At 63.7% G+C, this 16,022-nt stretch carries 14 protein-coding genes; 13 read left to right on the plus strand and 1 reads right to left on the minus strand.

Going from position 1 to position 16,022, the window contains the following annotated elements:
- Positions 1-18: 18 nt before the first annotated feature.
- From EAH75_RS02680 to EAH75_RS02695, 4 genes are all read left to right on the plus strand, one after another.
- Positions 19-768, plus strand: a complete 750-nt coding sequence (locus EAH75_RS02680) for an FKBP-type peptidyl-prolyl cis-trans isomerase (RefSeq protein ID WP_140804085.1) — start codon at positions 19-21, stop codon at positions 766-768.
- 153 nt (positions 769-921) lie between these two features.
- A complete protein-coding gene (locus EAH75_RS02685) occupies positions 922-2,265 on the plus strand; it encodes a UDP-glucose dehydrogenase family protein (protein WP_140805003.1) in 1,344 nt (447 codons plus the stop codon).
- Positions 2,262-2,486 carry a SlyX family protein gene (locus EAH75_RS02690; RefSeq protein ID WP_140655078.1) on the plus strand — a complete coding sequence of 75 codons (225 nt, stop codon included), beginning with the start codon at positions 2,262-2,264 and terminating at the stop codon, positions 2,484-2,486. The genes EAH75_RS02685 and EAH75_RS02690 overlap by 4 nt, the downstream gene beginning before the upstream one ends.
- A gap of 27 nt (positions 2,487-2,513) precedes the next feature.
- Complete coding sequence (locus tag EAH75_RS02695; RefSeq protein WP_140804087.1) at positions 2,514-3,095, plus strand: DUF2058 domain-containing protein; 582 nt, start codon at positions 2,514-2,516, stop codon at positions 3,093-3,095.
- 84 nt (positions 3,096-3,179) lie between these two features.
- On the opposite strand, the gene EAH75_RS02700 is transcribed toward EAH75_RS02695, so the two are convergent.
- Complete coding sequence (locus tag EAH75_RS02700; protein WP_140805005.1) at positions 3,180-5,261, minus strand: 3-hydroxyacyl-CoA dehydrogenase NAD-binding domain-containing protein; 2,082 nt, start codon at positions 5,259-5,261, stop codon at positions 3,180-3,182.
- Between the two features lie 307 nt (positions 5,262-5,568).
- Here EAH75_RS02700 and EAH75_RS02705 point away from each other — a divergent pair, with 307 nt between their 5' ends.
- From EAH75_RS02705 to rnc, 9 genes are all read left to right on the plus strand, one after another.
- Complete coding sequence (locus EAH75_RS02705; RefSeq protein ID WP_140804089.1) at positions 5,569-6,063, plus strand: hypothetical protein; 495 nt, start codon at positions 5,569-5,571, stop codon at positions 6,061-6,063.
- Positions 6,064-6,076: 13 nt separating this feature from the next.
- Entirely contained in the window at positions 6,077-8,641 is a 2,565-nt protein-coding gene (locus EAH75_RS02710) for a putative bifunctional diguanylate cyclase/phosphodiesterase (protein ID WP_140804091.1), read from the plus strand.
- A 211-nt stretch (positions 8,642-8,852) separates the two neighbouring features.
- Positions 8,853-9,434: an RNA polymerase sigma factor RpoE gene (gene rpoE, locus EAH75_RS02715; protein ID WP_181524801.1), complete on the plus strand. Its 582-nt coding sequence runs from the start codon at positions 8,853-8,855 to the stop codon at positions 9,432-9,434.
- 9 nt (positions 9,435-9,443) lie between these two features.
- Positions 9,444-10,127, plus strand: coding sequence for a sigma-E factor negative regulatory protein (locus tag EAH75_RS02720; protein WP_240046326.1), 684 nt, complete (start codon positions 9,444-9,446; stop codon positions 10,125-10,127).
- A 165-nt stretch (positions 10,128-10,292) separates the two neighbouring features.
- The gene (locus EAH75_RS02725; protein WP_140804093.1) at positions 10,293-11,765 is read left to right on the plus strand and encodes a Do family serine endopeptidase; all 1,473 of its coding nucleotides are present in this window, start codon (positions 10,293-10,295) and stop codon (positions 11,763-11,765) included.
- Positions 11,766-11,954: 189 nt separating this feature from the next.
- Positions 11,955-13,748 (plus strand): translation elongation factor 4, encoded by a 1,794-nt coding sequence (lepA, locus tag EAH75_RS02730; protein WP_140655095.1) that lies wholly within the window; start codon positions 11,955-11,957, stop codon positions 13,746-13,748.
- Positions 13,749-13,805: 57 nt separating this feature from the next.
- Positions 13,806-14,717 carry a signal peptidase I gene (lepB, locus tag EAH75_RS02735; protein ID WP_140804096.1) on the plus strand — a complete coding sequence of 304 codons (912 nt, stop codon included), beginning with the start codon at positions 13,806-13,808 and terminating at the stop codon, positions 14,715-14,717.
- A gap of 213 nt (positions 14,718-14,930) precedes the next feature.
- Complete coding sequence (locus EAH75_RS02740; RefSeq protein ID WP_140655101.1) at positions 14,931-15,314, plus strand: DUF4845 domain-containing protein; 384 nt, start codon at positions 14,931-14,933, stop codon at positions 15,312-15,314.
- Between the two features lie 3 nt (positions 15,315-15,317).
- Positions 15,318-15,977: a ribonuclease III gene (gene rnc, locus EAH75_RS02745; RefSeq protein WP_140804099.1), complete on the plus strand. Its 660-nt coding sequence runs from the start codon at positions 15,318-15,320 to the stop codon at positions 15,975-15,977.
- The last annotated feature ends 45 nt before the right edge of the window (positions 15,978-16,022 follow it).

Below are 16,022 nucleotides of genomic sequence, written 5' to 3' on the forward strand. Positions count from 1 at the left end.
AACATGAGGGAGTTACGAATGAAGCATTTTCTGCGTCCCACGCTGACGGCGGTCGCGATGGCCGTTGCGCTGGGCATGACGGCGGGCGTATCCGCCCAGACGGCCGGTGCTGCCGGTACCGTCGACAAAGCCAAGGCCAGCTATGTTGTGGGTTGGGAGATTGCTTCCCAGGTTCCGCCGATCATGCGCGACGAGCTGGACCCGAACGCCGTGGCGAATGCGGTGAAGGCTGCTCTGTCCGGCCAGAAGCCGACCATGAGCGATGCCGAAGCCAAGCAGGTGCACGACGCCTTCATGGCCAAGATCCAGACCAAGTACCAGGCGGAAATGACCAAGCTCGGCGCCAAGAACAAGGCCGAAGGCGATGCTTTCCTGGCCAAGAACAAGTCCGCTGCGGGCGTCAAGACCACCGCCTCGGGTCTGCAGTATCAGGTGATCAGCCAGGGTACGGGCGCTCGTCCGGGTCCGAACGATACCGTTGAGATCAACTACACCGGTACTTTCATCGACGGCCAGGTGTTTGATGCCTCGGCCAAGCACAATCCGCCGGGCGCGGCCAAGATCCCGCTGGCTGGCGTGATCCCGGGCTTCCGCGAAGGCCTGCAACTGATGCAGACGGGCGGCCACTACAAGCTGTTCATTCCGTCCTCGCTGGCTTACGGTGCCGAGCCGCAGCCGCCGATGCCGCCAAATGCCACGTTGATCTTCGACGTGACCCTGGTCAAGACCGGCCCGACACCGGCTGGTGCCGCCCCGGGCGGCAAGTAACAGAACAGCCCGCTGCGGTTTCACCACCGCTGCAGAGCAGAAGGGCGCGAAGCGATTCGCGCCCTTCTGCTTTTGGGGATCCGCAAGCGCATTCCGCCATCCGTCACGCGGGTTAGAATAGGCGGCTGATGTTCGAAGGGGTTTCGCACGATGATGAAGATCACTATTTTCGGTACCGGTTACGTCGGACTCGTCACCGGCGCGTGTCTGGCCGAAATGGGAAATCACGTGGTCTGTGTCGATATCGACGCGGCCAAGGTCGCGCGCCTGAGGGGGGGCGATATCCCGATCTACGAACCGGGCCTGGAATCGATCGTGCGGCGCAACCATGCCAGCGGACGGCTCGACTTCACCGTTGACGCGGCTCCGGCGGTAGCCCATGGCGAGGTGATCTTCATAGCTGTCGGTACTCCGCCGGATGAGGACGGCAGTGCGGATCTGAAGTACGTGCTGGCGGTGGCCGCCACCATTGGCCGGCATCTGGATCGCTACGCCGTGGTGGTCAACAAGTCGACCGTGCCGGTCGGCACCGCCGATCGCGTGCGCGCGGCGGTTGCGACCGAGTTGGCTGCGCGTCATGCCGCGGTCGAGTTCGATGTGGTGTCCAATCCCGAGTTTCTGAAGGAAGGCGCGGCCGTCGACGACTGCCTGCGCCCCGACCGGATCATCGTGGGCGCGTCCAGCGCGCGCGCCGTGGCGGTGCTGCACAAGTTGTATGCGCCGTTCAATCGCAACCACGACCGGATGGTGGTGATGGATGAACGCTCCGCCGAGCTGACCAAGTACGCCGCCAACGCCATGCTGGCGACCAAGATCAGTTTCATGAACGAGATCGCGAATATCGCCGAGCGGGTGGGTGCCGATGTCGAGCTGGTGCGGCAGGGCATTGGTTCGGATCCGCGGATCGGCTACCACTTCATCTATCCCGGTGCCGGCTACGGCGGTTCGTGTTTCCCCAAGGATGTCCAGGCGCTGGAGCGCACAGCGCACAGCTACGGCTACGAAGCACGCCTGCTCGGTGCCGTTGAGGCGGTCAACCGGCAGCAGAAGACCAAGCTGTTCGAATTGATTTCGCATCACTTCAACGGCGCGCTGGCAGGAAAGACGATCGCGTTGTGGGGGCTGGCGTTCAAGCCCAATACCGACGACATGCGCGAGGCCCCCAGCCGCCAGCTGATGGAGGCGTTGTGGGATGCGGGTGCGAAGGTTCGCGCATTCGATCCGGAGGCGCGCGAAGAGACGCACCGGTTGTACGGTGATCGTGACGACCTGGTGCTTTGCGAACACGCCTACGATGTCTTGCAAGGTGCCGACGTGCTGGCAGTGGTCACCGAATGGAAGGCGTTTCGCAGCCCGGATCTTGCGGGCATCCGCGCGGCGCTGGCCGAGCCGGCCATTTTCGACGGCCGCAACCTGTATGACCCGGCTACCGTGGAAGAGGCGGGTCTGGCGTACTACGGCATCGGTCGCGGCCGCAGCCTGCAGATTCGCCGATGAGCACCTCTGGCGATGCGCTCGAACAGCGGCTGGACGAGATGGAGGTCAAGCTGACCTTCATTGACGACGCGGTGCAGGCGCTCACGGCGGCAGACGCCGACCAGTCGCAGCGCATTGCGGCACTTGAACGGGCGTTGCGCGACTTGCGGGGCGAACTGTCGTCGATGCGGGTGGCGCAGGCCGACGATCCCCACAACGAGCCACCACCGCCACATTACTGATCAATCCACCGACCACGGAACACCAGCATGGCCGATTCCCTGCGCGATCAGCTGCTCAAGAGCGGCATCGTCAAACAGGTTCAACAGGACCGGGTGCGCGAGCAGAAACGCCCGCTGACACCATCGTCCGTCAAGCCCGCACGCATGGGTGGCAAGCCGCCTGCGCCGTCGCACGCGGCACGACCGTCGGGCCAGGGCCGGGAAGAAATCGATCTGGCCAAGGCCTATGCGATACGCGCGCAGACCGAGGCGAACGAACGCAAGCGGATCGAGCAGGAGGCTGCCGAGCAGGCCAGGCTACGGCGCGAACGCAAGTTGCAGATCCAGCAGTTGCTCGACGGCAAGGCATTGAACAAGGCTGAGGCGGACCAGCCGCGCAATTTCGAATACGGCGGCAAGATCCGTCGGGTGCATGTCGATGCGGCACAGCTGGCGGCACTCAATGCCGGCGAGCTCGGTGTGGTGCAGCAGGGCGGTCGTTATCTGCTGGTCAGTCGCGAGATCGCCGAACAAGTGCAGTCCATCGATGCGCATTTGGTGGCGCTGCTGGTTGATCCGAATGCGGATGGCATGGGTGATGACGGCGTGCCTGACGATCTGATGTGGTGATCGTGGTGTAGCCTGGGTGAAGCCGGGCACCATGCAAAACGCCCGGCTGTGCCGGGCGTTCTTATTTGAACGTACCAGTCCCGCTCAATTCGCAGGCGTATCCGGCAATTCGAAGCCGCCCAATGCCAGCGCCGGATGATCCCAGCCGTTCTTCGGGCGGAAACGGTCGCCGTAACGCTGGGCCAGCTGCTCCAGTCTGGTCTTGAGCTTGTCGACGCCCTCGCTGCGGGCGTACTGGATCGGGCCACCGCGGAACGGTGCGAAACCGGTGCCGAAGATCACGCCGGCATCGAGCAGGTCGGCATCGTCGACCACACCGTCGGCAAGGCAGGCGATGGCCTCGTTGACCATCGGCAGGATCATGCGCTCCTGCAGGTCAGGCGGCATCACATAGTCCTTGTCGACCTCGGGCTTCTGCGGCTTGCCGTCCTGCCATACATACATGCCCTGGCCATCCTTCTTGCCGCGCTTGCCCGCGGCGAGCTTTTCATCCAGCCCCGGCGGTACTTCGAGACCAAGGAATGGAGCAAGCTCCTTGCCAACCGACGCGCAGACATCCAGGCCCACCGTATCGGCCAGTTCAATCGGTCCCATCGGCATGCCGAACTTCTTCGCCTCACGATCCAGCACCGCGCCGGGCACACCCTCGCTGTAAAGACGCATCGCCTCCAGCAAATACGGCATCAGGATGCGGTTGACCAGAAAGCCCGGCGTGCCCTTGACCGCGATGGGCAGCTTGCCGATCGCCTTGCAGAACGCCAGCGCGCGTTTCTCGATCGCCGGGTCGAGCCGGTCGTGGCGCACCACCTCGACCAGCGGCATCTGCGCCACCGGATTGAAGAAGTGCAGGCCGAGAAAACGCTGCGGCGCGGTGAGGTTCTTGCGCAGCTCGTCCAGCGGAATGCTGGAGGTGTTGCTGGCGAGGATCTCGTTGGCCTGGAACTGTGGCTCGATCATGCCGTACAACGCGCGCTTGGCCTCGGCGTTCTCGTAGATCGCCTCGATCGCCAGATCGGCTGAGGCTACGCCACTGCCGCCAACGTCGGCGCGCAGCCGGCGGACAGTGGCCTCGACCTTCTCCGGCGCCTTCAGCTTTTTCTCGTAGAGCGTGCGCGCCCGATCCAGCGCGGGCTGGATGTACTTCATCTCGCGATCCTGCAGGGTCACGTCGAAACCCTTGAACGCGGCCCACGCGGCAATGTCGCCACCCATCACGCCAGCGCCGACTACATGCACATGCTTGATGCCATGGTCGGTGCCACCGCCCTGGCCCTTCAACCGTTCCTGCAGGAAGAAGATGCGGATCAGGTTCTGCGCGGTCGGCGTCTTCGCCAGCTTCGCCACCGAGCGTGCTTCGATCTTCAACCGTTGCTGGATGTTTGAGCCGCCGCGCTTCCACACGTCGATCATCGCGAACGGAGCGGGGTAGTGCTCCTTGCGTACCTTCGCGGCGGTCTGCTTGAACACCATCGGCGCCAGGATCTGCCGGGCCAGCCAGGTGTTGCTGACCCAGGCCTTGGCACGCCGTGCGAACGGGCGCGGTGGCGCATGGCGCAACAGCAGTCGCGCTTCGGCCAGCAGTTCGTCGGGTCGTGCGATACGGTCGACCACGCCCAGGCCGAGCGCACGTTTGGCCGACAGGGGTTTGCCGGTGAGCATGACCGGCAGCGCTTCGGTGGCGCCGATCAGGCGTGGCAGGCGCGCGGTACCGCCCCAGCCGGGGTGAATGCCTAGCATCACTTCCGGCAGTGCGATCCGGGTCTTGTCGTCATCGGCAGCGATACGGTGGCGACAGGCAAGGATCAACTCGGTGCCGCCACCCATGCACGCACCGTGCACGGCTGCCACCGTGGGACAGGGCAGGCGCGCCAGCGATTCGTAGACGCGCTGGCCGTGCTCGATGTTTTCCAGCACGGTGTCGTGTCTGGCGTATTCGACGAACTCCTTGATGTCGGCACCCACCGCAAATCCCGCCGACTTGGCCGAGTGGATGATGACGCCAGCGGGCTTGTCGATCGCCAGCCGCTCGACGATCTGCTCAAGCTCATCCAGCACCGCGCGCGAGATTGCGTTGACGCTGCTGTTGGCACGGTCCAGGGTCAGCGTGACAACACCGTCGTCGCCTTCGCTGGTCTTCCAGTGGTTGAAGCGCAATCCTTCGAACATGGGCATACAAGGCTTCGTGGAGGAAGCTTGAACCATACCGTTCCGCCGCCTTGATTGCGAGATGTGACGGGCTTGCTTGACCGGGCCTTGGCGCCAGTGTGAAATCGCCCAACCTGGTGAGTGGAAGCCTGCTGGGAGCCCGTCGATCGGGCATCGGGTCGCGGTATAGGCCACTTGCTGGACAATGAAGCCACACATCGTGGTTCAATGGCACGCAACGGCCGGGCAGCCCCCGACAGGGCCAATCAATCGCTGGCGTGACGATTTCACCCTGGCATTACCGCCGACGCCGCAGGACGGGGACGCAATGACTTCCGCAATGGCCTCCGCCCCACCGCAAGCCGGCGCCGAGATTTTCGATCGGATTCTGGCCGCTCCCAGCGGCCTGGTCGTGCTGGACAGCAAGGATGTCCACGCATTGATCGGCCAGTTCCGCGTGCTTGCCCGGCATACCGGGCAGGCGGTGTATCTGTGGCAACCGGACACTGGCCTGGGCAGCCTGCGTGATGCGCACGCGCGGGTGCCGGATTGCCAGCGGCTGGGCAATGCCTTGCGTTACATGCAGCAGAGCATGCATTTCGGTGTCTATTTCCTGCTCGGGCTCGAGCTGCCGTTGTCGGCGATGGATGCCACCTTGTTGCGCCAGCTCGCCCGTGCGCCCAAGGAGCACCTTCGGCGCGTCGTGCTGATCGATGCGCCGGTGGCGCTGGTCGAGCATCTGGGCGAACTGGCCGTGCACCTGAACAGCGAGGACAGCCAGCCCCGGCGCCTGCGTCTGCGCGATGGCCGCTGGCTGTCATGAGACTCACTAGCCCATGAACTCCGGCATCCTGGTGGTGGCAGCACAGCGCGAATTGCGCCGCGGCCTGTTCGACGCGCTCGATCAGGCGGGCTACTCGCACATCCACAGCGCGCGCGACTTGCAACACGCCGCGATCCTGCTGGAGGGACGCCCGTCACTGCCGCCGCTGCAGTTGATGGTGGTGGTGCTGGCCGGCGACGGGCAGCAGGCACGAAACAGTTGCGAGCAATTGCGTCGCCTGCCGGGCGCAGTGGAGACACCGCTCATCGCGGTATTGGCCGAAGAAGCCTCGCTCAGCCCTGCCGATCTGCCGCCAGGGATCACCGACTGGCTTTCGGGCGCACAGATCAGCAGCGAACTCGTGCCGCGCTGGCGGCGTTCCCTGGCGGGCAACCAGGCGCCACACAAGGCGGCCGCCTTGCCGGCCACTGCAGCGCTTGAGGATTATCGCTACGCGTTTGAGGAAGGCGATAACGAATGGTTGATTGCCGACGCGCAGACCCACCACCTGCTCGAAGTCAGCCCCACGCTGGCCCGCCACAGCCGCCTGCATGCCAGTCAGTGGGAAGGTTTGCTGCTGTCCGACGTGTTGCGCTTCGAAGGTATCGCGATCGAACAGGTGCTGGCCGATGCCGACCGCAGCTGGTACCCGTGTCAGCGCAAGTCGTCGCAGGGCGTGGACACCGGCCAGGCCAGCGTGCGGCATATGCGGCATGCCGGGCGTGATGCACTGGCACTGATGTTCCGCAGCGATCGTGCCGACCTGCGCGCCGAAGCTGCGCTGTCGCTGCTGTCACGCATCTTTGCCTCGACCAGTGGTGTCGATGCGCAGATCGCGGCGGGCCGCCTGCTGTTCGACGAGCTGGGTCTGGACTACCTTGCCGTCTGGTCCGCACGTCAGGATGGCGCCGACACCCCGACCCAGCTCTTGCAGCTGTGGAGCGGCGAGGCGCCGGCATGGCCGCCAGCGCAACTGCAGAGCTCCCTGCAATTGGTATTGGCCGGCAAGCCGATGTTGTACCGGGCCGATGCAAAGCGGCTGGCGCCGATCGACCCGCTGCTGCAGCAGCTCGATCTGGCCGGGTTTGCCGGGTTGCCGCTGTACGACGAGCGCCACACGGTGCTCGGCGCGATGTTGGCCGGTAGTCGCAAGGGTTTCGGCGAGATGGGCATCGTTGAGCCGGTGTTGCGCTGTGCCGCAGCCCGTTTCGCGCAGGTACTGGAACTGGGGCGCACGCGGGAACAGGGCCGCGCCGAGGGTCTGGTCGATGCCTTGACCGGGTTGCCGAACCGGTTGTTGTTCAACGATCGGCTGGACACGATCATCCGCGAGGCGACCCGCAATGGCGAATGCTTTGCGGTGTTGTTCGTCGATCTCGACCGCTTCAAGGCGATCAACGATACCTACGGCCATGCGGCCGGCGACCAGGTGTTGCGGGTGGTCACCCAGCGCCTGTGCAGCGCCATCCGTGCCTCCGATACGGTGGCACGTTATGCCGGTGACGAATTCACCATCGTGTTGCGACACATCGTGAAGAACGACGACGTGTCACGTGTGGCCGAGAAGATCGTGCAGGTGATGGAGACGCCGCTGTACCTCGATGACGGCACCGAATTGCAGGTGACTGCATCGATGGGGCTGAGCTTCTTCCCCGACGATGCGGGCGATGCGCAGACCCTGCTCAAGCATGCCGACGAGGCGATGTATGCGGCCAAGCATCTCGGTCGCAACAATTTCCAGATCTATGAAGTAAGCCCGGAATACGCCCGGGAGCACGGCATGGCGTTGAAGACCCGTCTGCGTCATGCCGAAGGCAACGGTGAGTTGCGGGTGGTCTACCAGCCGCAGGTCAACACCGAAACCGAGGACATCGTGGGGATGGAGGCGCTGGTGCGCTGGGAGCATCCGGAGCTGGGCATGATCAGTCCGGCGGTATTCATTCCGCTGGCCGAAGAGAGCGGGCTTATCGTCTCGATCGGCGAGTGGGTGATGCGCACCGCCTGCCGCCAGGCCAAGGAGTGGGAGCAGCGCTATGGCCTGCGCCTGCGCCTTGGCGTGAACCTGTCCGCCGTACAGCTGATGGAGCCTCGACTGATGGAGACCGTGGCCAGAGTGCTGCGCGAAACCGGCCTCGACCCCACCTTGCTGGAGATGGAGATCACCGAAAGCGTCAGCATCAAGGCCGCGCCGAACCTGGTCGACAACCTGCATGCGTTGCATCGCATGGGCTGCCATATCGCGATCGACGATTTCGGCACCGGCGCCGCCTCGCTGGATTATCTGCGCCGGCTACCGGCTGACCGCATCAAGATCGATCAGAGTTTCGTGCGCAATATCGGGGTGGATCCCGACGACGAGGCGATCGTGCGCGCCACCATCGAAATGGCCCATCGGCTGAAGCGTGCTGTGGTGGCGGAAGGCGTGGAAATCGAGCAGCACCTGCAGTTCCTGCGCACGTACGGCTGCGATGAGCTGCAGGGTTATCTGTTCTGCCGCCCGCTGCAACCGATCAGTTTCGACAAGCTGCTGGCCGAGCGTCAGCGCCTGCTGGAAGGACGAACCACCGAGCCGGCTTGAGCCACTGACGAGCGCCCCCATAACAAAATGGGCCCATCTGGGGCTTGGGGCATGCGGCCGATATGACAACCAGCCAACAGGCTGTGCGTTATGGTGGCGGCGAAACCCTACGCAAGCTGAACTCGGGCGCCGGACTGTGGTCTGAGCGCGGCGTTCAGTTCAAAACATGCTCCCGCAGCGGATGACGGCATTGACGACGGATACGGCCCGGATGGGCGAAAACGAACTGGATCGCGCGCTGGTCGAGCGAGTGCAGAGCGGGGACAAGCGGGCTTTCGACCTGCTGGTGCGCAAATACCAGCACAAGGTGATCGGGCTGGTCTCGCGCTATGTGCGAAGCCATGCCGAGTGTGAAGACATTGCGCAGGAGTCTTTCATCCGCGCGTGGCGGGCGATCGGCTCGTTCCGCGGCGACAGCGCTTTCTATACCTGGCTTTACAAGATCGCGGTGAATACCGCCAAGAACCATTTGGTGGCGATGGGGAGACGTCCGCCAGCTGGGGATATCGACGCCGACGATGCCGAGTTCATGGCAGGTGCCGAGCGCATGCACGACAGCGCCACACCCGAGCGCGAGCTGATGCGCCAGGAAATTGAACAATCCGTGTTTTCCACTGTCCAAGCCTTGCCCGAAGAACTGCGGACAGCCATCACGCTACGTGAGGTGGATGGCCTCAGTTACGATGAAATCGCCGAGGCGATGGGTTGCCCGATTGGTACGGTGCGGTCGCGCATCTTCCGGGCACGTGAAGCAATTGACGAAAAACTGCGGCCTCTGTTGTCGGACCGCTAAGGATCAGACATGAATCAGGCAGGCATGAATCAGGCGGACATGACGCAGGATGCCCCGGAAAACCTTTCCGCAGGCATCGACGGCGAATTGTCGAAAGAGCAGCTGCGTTTCCTGTTGCGCCGACTCGATCACGACCCGGCGCTGCAGCAAACCTGGACGCGTTATCACATCGCCCGCGACAGCCTGCGCCAGCAGTTGCCGCCGGTGCTGGACGCCGGGTTCGTTGATCGGGTGATGCTGGCGATCGGGCAGGAATCCATGCCGGCTGCCACCACCCGGCGCAGTCACTGGTTGCGCTGGTCGACCGGTGGGGCGATCGCCGCCAGCGTGGCCGCTGCAGCTCTGATGATCGGTCAGCCTACTGGAGATGCGGAGCGCGTGACGGCTTCGACCGTCCAGCAGAGCAGCGCTGTTGCCGTCGTGACACCGGCGAGCAAGCCTGCATCCCCGGCCGCGGTACCGCCATGGCTGAGCGGCAATTCTGCCGGTCTGCTCAGCCAGCAAGCCTCCGCGACGCTGGGTGCACCGTTTGGCCCGAATCAGTCGGCGTATGCGCGGCGTCTGTCGAACTATCCATCGATGCCTCGCTACCGCACGCTCGACAACAATGACGGCAGCTACCTGCTGCTGCTCGACCCGGAGCAACAAGCTGCGCCGGGCACTGCGCGTCAGGCTGCCGCCGCCGCGCAATAAGGCGAATCGCGTGTGATTGCCCGCGGTTCGCTGCCACTCTGTTTTTCGCTGCCATCGGCCAGCTGCACAGGCCGATGGAAGGCGCGCGCCAGGCGTTGCCCTGGTGCAGAGTCATTGAATCAACCATCGGCCCAGATTTTCGGCTGAAGTCCACGAGGAGGAGTCATGAAGCATTCCATCTTGCGCACAGTAGCGTGCTGCGCGCTCTTGGGTCTTGCCGGTGTCGGCGCAGTGCAGGCGCAGGTGCCCGCTGTTGCGGCGTTGCCCGATTTCACCGGCATCGTGCAGAAGAATGCGCCCGCCGTAGTTCATGTCGAGGCCAAATACACCGGCGAGAAGCAGGGCGCGAATCGCAGCATGCGCGGCCAGGCCATGCCAAATCAGGGCATGCCGGATGATCCGCAGGCCGAGATGCTGCGGCGCTTCTTCGGCATGCCGATGATGCCGTCACCGCAGGAGCAGAAACACACCTCGCTCGGCTCCGGCTTCATCATTTCGCACGACGGTTACATCCTTACCAACAACCATGTGGTCGATCACGCGGACAAGGTGACTGTGCGGCTGCAGGATCGGCGCACGCTCACCGCGAAGGTGATCGGCACCGACCCCACCTATGACATCGCCCTGCTCAAGGTCGATGCCGCCGGCAGCCTGCCGGTGGTCAGCATCGGCGATTCGCGCAGCCTGAAGCCGGGTCAATGGGTACTGGCAATAGGTTCGCCGTTCGGCTTCGACTACACCGTGACGCAGGGTATCGTCAGCGCGGTAGGGCGCAACCTGGGCCAGCGCGACCAGCCTTACACGTCCTTCATCCAGACTGACGTGCCGATCAATCGGGGTAATTCCGGTGGCCCGTTGTTCGACCTGCAGGGCCGCGTCGTCGGCGTCAATTCTCAGATCTATTCCAACACGGGCGATTACCTCGGCGTGTCGTTCTCGATCCCGATCGACGTGGCGATGAGCGCCGTGCAGCAGATCAAGAGCAAGGGCTATGTTTCGCGCGGCATGCTGGGCGTCACGATGCAGCCGGTCAATGACGACATCGTCAAGGCATTCAAGCTCGACAATGGTACGGGTGCTGCGGTGGTCGACGTCAGCCCCGACAGCGGTGCCGCCAAGGCCGGCATCCAGCCCGGCGACATCATCCTGTCGTATGACGGCCAGGCGCTGCAGCAGGCTGCAGACTTGCCGCCGCTGGTCGGCATGACCAAGCCGGGCAGCAAGGTTCCCGTGGAGATCCTGCGCAACGGCAAGAAGCAGACGCTCGATGTCACCATCAGCGAAGCCTCGCGTGATCAAGGTGCGGTGAACAATCAGGGCGCCACAACGCCACCGGGCCAAAGCGGTTCGGCCGCGCTGGGCTTTACCGTGCAGTCGCTGGACAGCGATACCCGCAAGCAACTGGGATTGCAGTCGGGGCAGGGCGTGGTGATCAGCGACATCACCGGGCCGGTGGCCGCACAGGCCGGTTTGCAGGCGGGTGACGTGATCCTGATGGTCAACCAGCAGAAGATCGGCAGCGTGGCCGGGTTTCAGGCGGCGACCAAAGACGCGAAGGCCGGCAGCACGGTGCTGTTGCTGGTGCGCCGCGGCGATCAAAGCAACTTCATCGGCCTGACGATACCGGACGACAAATAACAGGGCCGGTAGGCCGCACGAGGTCAGCACGGGTGCCTGCCCGCATCGGCCGGCGCCCGTGCCGCATCCGCGGCGCGGCGGCCGGCGGGTTCCATGCGATAATGCCGGGTTAGCATCACTCCTTCGTGATGCATTGCTGCGCATGGTGCGCGGCAGTGAAACCCAAGCCCGACAGGCCGCCAGCGCTCCATGGAATTGATCCGCAACTTCTCCATCATTGCCCATATCGATCACGGCAAATCCACGCTGGCCGATCGCATCATCCAGCTTTGTGGCGGCCTGGCCGATCGCGAGATGGAGGCGCAGGTACTGGACACCAATCCGATCGAGCGCGAGCGCGGCATCACCATCAAGGCGCAGTCGGTGTCGTTGCCGTACACCGCGCGCAATGGCAAGACCTACCAGCTCAATTTCATCGATACGCCCGGTCACGTCGACTTTTCCTACGAGGTCAGCCGCTCGCTGGCCGCCTGCGAGGGTGCGCTGTTGGTGGTCGATGCGGCGCAGGGTGTCGAAGCGCAGTCGGTGGCGAACTGCTATACCGCGGTGGAGATGGGTCTGGAAGTGGTGCCGGTGATCAACAAGATCGACCTGCCGACGGCCGACGTCGAGAAAGTGAAGCTTGAGATCGAAGCGGTGATCGGTGTGGATGCCACCGACGCGGTCGCGATCAGCGCCAAGACCGGGCTGAACGTGGTCGAGGTACTGGAAGCGATCGTTGCCCGCATTCCGCCGCCGAAGCCGCGCGATACCGACCGGCTGCAGGCGTTGATCATCGACTCCTGGTTCGACAACTATCTGGGCGTGGTGTCGCTGGTGCGCATCATGCAGGGCGAGATCAAGCCCGGCGACAAGCTGCTGGTGATGTCGACCGGCCGGACCCATGAAGTGGGCGATGTCGGCGTGTTCACGCCCAAGCGCAAGAAGCTGGACAAGCTCGGTGCGGGCGAGGTGGGCTGGATCAATGCCTCGATCAAGGATGTGCATGGCGCGCCGGTCGGCGACACGCTGACCCATGCCGGCAAGCCGGCCGACAAGGCCTTGCCGGGTTTCCAGACCATGCAGCCGCGTGTGTTCGCCGGCCTGTTCCCGGTGTCCTCGGATGACTACCCGGCGATGCGCGAGGCGCTGGACAAGCTGCGCCTCAACGACGCCGCGCTGTTCTTCGAGCCGGAGTCTTCCGAGGCGATGGGCTTCGGCTTCCGCTGCGGCTTTCTCGGCATGCTGCACATGGAGATCGTGCAGGAGCGGCTGGAGCGCGAATACGATCTGAACCTGATCACCACCGCGCCGACCGTGGTGTACGAGGTGCTCAAGACCGACGGCTCGATCCTGATGCTGGACAACCCGGCCAAGCTGCCGACGAACTCCAGTCTGATACAGGAGATCCGCGAGCCGATCATCATCGCCAACATCCTCACGCCGCCGGACTACATCGGCAACGTGATCACCCTGTGCGAAGAGAAGCGCGGCGTGCAGCGTTCGATCCAGTATCTGGCGACCCAGGTGCAGATCAGCTACGAGATGCCGCTGGCCGAAGTGGTGATGGATTTCTTCGACCGGCTCAAGTCCGTCTCGCGCGGTTACGCCTCGATGGACTATCACTTCGATCGCTTCGAGGCCGGCCCGTTCGTGCGTACCGACGTGCTGATCAACGGCGAGCGCGTCGATGCGCTGAGCCTGATCATGCATCGCACGCATGCCGAGCGACGTGGCCGCGAACTGGTCGATCGGATGAAGGATCTGATTCCGCGCCAGCAGTTCGATGTGGCGATCCAGGCGGCGATCGGCGCGCAGATCGTTGCGCGATCCACCGTGAAAGCCCTGCGCAAGAATGTGCTGGCCAAGTGCTATGGCGGCGACGTCAGCCGCAAGAAGAAATTGCTGGAAAAGCAGAAGGAAGGCAAGAAGCGCATGAAGCAGGTCGGCCGGGTGGAGATCCCGCAGGAAGCCTTCCTCGCCGTTCTGAGAGTGGATAAATAAGCCTGATCTAAATAAGCATGATCAGCGATGATCTGCCTGGCAACCTGGAGTTAAGGCATGGAATTTGATTTTTCGGCGATTCTGCTTGGCCTCACCGTGCTGTTCGGCGTGGTGTGGGGCCTGGACCGCTTGTTTCTGTACAAGAAGCGCAAGGCACGTCTCGACGCCGCTGGCGACGAGTATCGCGACCCGGTACCGGTGGACTGGGCCCGTTCGCTGTTTCCGGTGGTGCTGGTGGTGTTGCTGCTGCGCTCGTTCGTGGCCGAGCCCTTCCGCATTCCATCCGGTTCGATGATGCCGACGCTCGACGTGGGCGATTTCATCCTGGTCAACAAGTTCGCCTACGGCCTGCGTCTGCCCGCGTTCAACAACAAGTTCGTTGACCTCGGCGAGCCCAAGCGCGGCGACGTGGTGGTGTTCCGCTTTCCCGGCTATCTGTGCCAGGACGGCGGCGCGCTGGTACGCAGCGGTGACATGAGTTGCAACGACCCGCATGCGCCGGTGCCCTCGCAGAACTGGATCAAGCGGGTGATCGGCCTGCCGGGCGACAGCATCGATGTGCATGGTGCCGAGCTGCTGGTCAACGGCCAGCCGGTGACGGCTGATGAGGTCGGTCCGTACCTGGGCAATCCGCAGCGCAGCGTGGACCAGATCATGCTGAACATGGGCGCCACGGTCTGGACCGAGCACCTGCTGCGCAAAGACGGCAGTGCCGTCAATCACACGATCGCGCGGATGCCCGCCTACAACGTACCCAACTCGATCCCCAACGATCGGGTGCCGTCGAAGGTACCGGCAGGCTGCTATCTGGTGATGGGCGACAACCGCAATGACAGCCTCGACAGCCGCTGGTGGGGTTGCATGCCGGAGCAGAATCTGGCCGGCAAGGCGTTCCTGATCTGGATGAGCTGGAAGGGTTGGGGCACCGGCGGCGTCGACTTCTCGCGGATCGGCACGGTGATCCACTGAGGCGAGCGGCTGGGCGCGATCCATCGGTCGAAGCGTGATCGGATCGAGCCTGCCGCACACGGGCCGTCAACAGTGCGAGAATCCGCAGGCATAATCGGCGCGCCGGCCCGATGGAAACATCGTCTGGCGAGCGACAAGGGGGCGGGCTGGACCCGGTGACATCCGCTTCATCCACAGATTGGTGCGCCGCGCAGGCGGCATAGCGAGGGGACTATGAAATTCAAGCAGTCGGGCGTCACCCTGATCGGGTTTCTGATCATCATGGCCATCGTGGGCTTTCTGGGTTACATGGCGATGAAGTTGCTGCCGTCGTATTCCGAATACATGGGTGTGGTCAAGGCGATGAACCAGGTCGCCACCGAGGGCACCAATGGCAAGACGCTGGACGATATCCGTCGTGGCCTGATGTTCAAGATGGGCTTCCAGTACGTCGACGACGCCACCATCAAGCCCGCGAACATCACGATCAAGCGTGACGCCGGCGGTACCAGCCAGTTGCAGGTGGTCTACGACAAGCAGATCCCGTTCATGTACAACATCGATTTCCTGCTGCACTTCAACAAGAGCGTGCCGTTGCAGGGCAATGTGGGCCAGTAATCCTTGAAGCTGAATTATCGTTTTCGCGATCCGGCGCTGGCGCAGCTGGCGCTGACCCACCGCAGCATCGGCAGACCGAACAACGAACGACTGGAGTTTCTCGGCGACGCGCTGCTGGGCGCGATCATCGCCGAGTTGCTGTACGAGGTTCACCCCAGGTCCAACGAAGGCGAGTTGTCGCGGCTGCGCGCGCAACTGGTCAATGGCCAGGCATTGGCCGTCATCGCGCGCGAACTGGAACTGGGCGATGAGTTGAAACTCGGCCCCGGCGAGTTGAAGACCGGCGGGTTCCGGCGCGATTCGATCCTGGCTGATGCGTTGGAGGCGCTGGTGGCTGCGGTATACCTCGATGATGGTTTCGACGCCTGCCGCGCTGTCGTGCGCGGGCTGTTCGGCGAGCGTATCGCGGCGTTGCGGCGATCCTCCAAGGACGCCAAGACGCGGTTACAGGAACACCTGCAGGCAGGCGGCTGGCCACTGCCGATTTACGAGCTGACCGCCAGCCACGGCGAAGATCACGCCAAGACCTTCGATGTCAGCTGCACGATCGGCGAGCCGTTTCCGCTCACCGCCGAATGCCGTGGCGGCAGCCGCCGCGCCGCCGAGCAAGATGCGGCCGAGATCGTGCTGAACCAGTTGCTGGAACAGCAGCGCAAACCCTGATCCGGGTTCTGCCTTACCCGTAACCATCCCTGCCAAGGCAGGCGT

It is taken from the genome of Rhodanobacter glycinis, assembly GCF_006438785.1.
Classification (GTDB): Bacteria; Pseudomonadota; Gammaproteobacteria; order Xanthomonadales; family Rhodanobacteraceae; genus Rhodanobacter; species Rhodanobacter glycinis_A.

What these genes read in the sequence shown, in the direction of transcription:
- lepB (WP_140804096.1), top strand. Translation starts at nt 13,806, where the DNA reads ATGGAATTTGATTTTTCGGCGATTCTGCTTGGCCTCACCGTGCTGTTC.
- EAH75_RS02690 (WP_140655078.1), top strand. Translation starts at nt 2,262, where the DNA reads ATGAGCACCTCTGGCGATGCGCTCGAACAGCGGCTGGACGAGATGGAG.
- EAH75_RS02720 (WP_240046326.1), top strand. Translation starts at nt 9,444, where the DNA reads ATGAATCAGGCAGGCATGAATCAGGCGGACATGACGCAGGATGCCCCG.
- EAH75_RS02695 (WP_140804087.1), top strand. Translation starts at nt 2,514, where the DNA reads ATGGCCGATTCCCTGCGCGATCAGCTGCTCAAGAGCGGCATCGTCAAA.
- EAH75_RS02680 (WP_140804085.1), top strand. Translation starts at nt 19, where the DNA reads ATGAAGCATTTTCTGCGTCCCACGCTGACGGCGGTCGCGATGGCCGTT.
- EAH75_RS02710 (WP_140804091.1), top strand. Translation starts at nt 6,077, where the DNA reads ATGAACTCCGGCATCCTGGTGGTGGCAGCACAGCGCGAATTGCGCCGC.
- EAH75_RS02700 (WP_140805005.1), bottom strand. Translation starts at nt 5,261, where the DNA reads ATGTTCGAAGGATTGCGCTTCAACCACTGGAAGACCAGCGAAGGCGAC.
- EAH75_RS02740 (WP_140655101.1), top strand. Translation starts at nt 14,931, where the DNA reads ATGAAATTCAAGCAGTCGGGCGTCACCCTGATCGGGTTTCTGATCATC.
- EAH75_RS02705 (WP_140804089.1), top strand. Translation starts at nt 5,569, where the DNA reads ATGACTTCCGCAATGGCCTCCGCCCCACCGCAAGCCGGCGCCGAGATT.
- lepA (WP_140655095.1), top strand. Translation starts at nt 11,955, where the DNA reads ATGGAATTGATCCGCAACTTCTCCATCATTGCCCATATCGATCACGGC.
- rpoE (WP_181524801.1), top strand. Translation starts at nt 8,853, where the DNA reads ATGGGCGAAAACGAACTGGATCGCGCGCTGGTCGAGCGAGTGCAGAGC.
- EAH75_RS02725 (WP_140804093.1), top strand. Translation starts at nt 10,293, where the DNA reads ATGAAGCATTCCATCTTGCGCACAGTAGCGTGCTGCGCGCTCTTGGGT.
- EAH75_RS02685 (WP_140805003.1), top strand. Translation starts at nt 922, where the DNA reads ATGAAGATCACTATTTTCGGTACCGGTTACGTCGGACTCGTCACCGGC.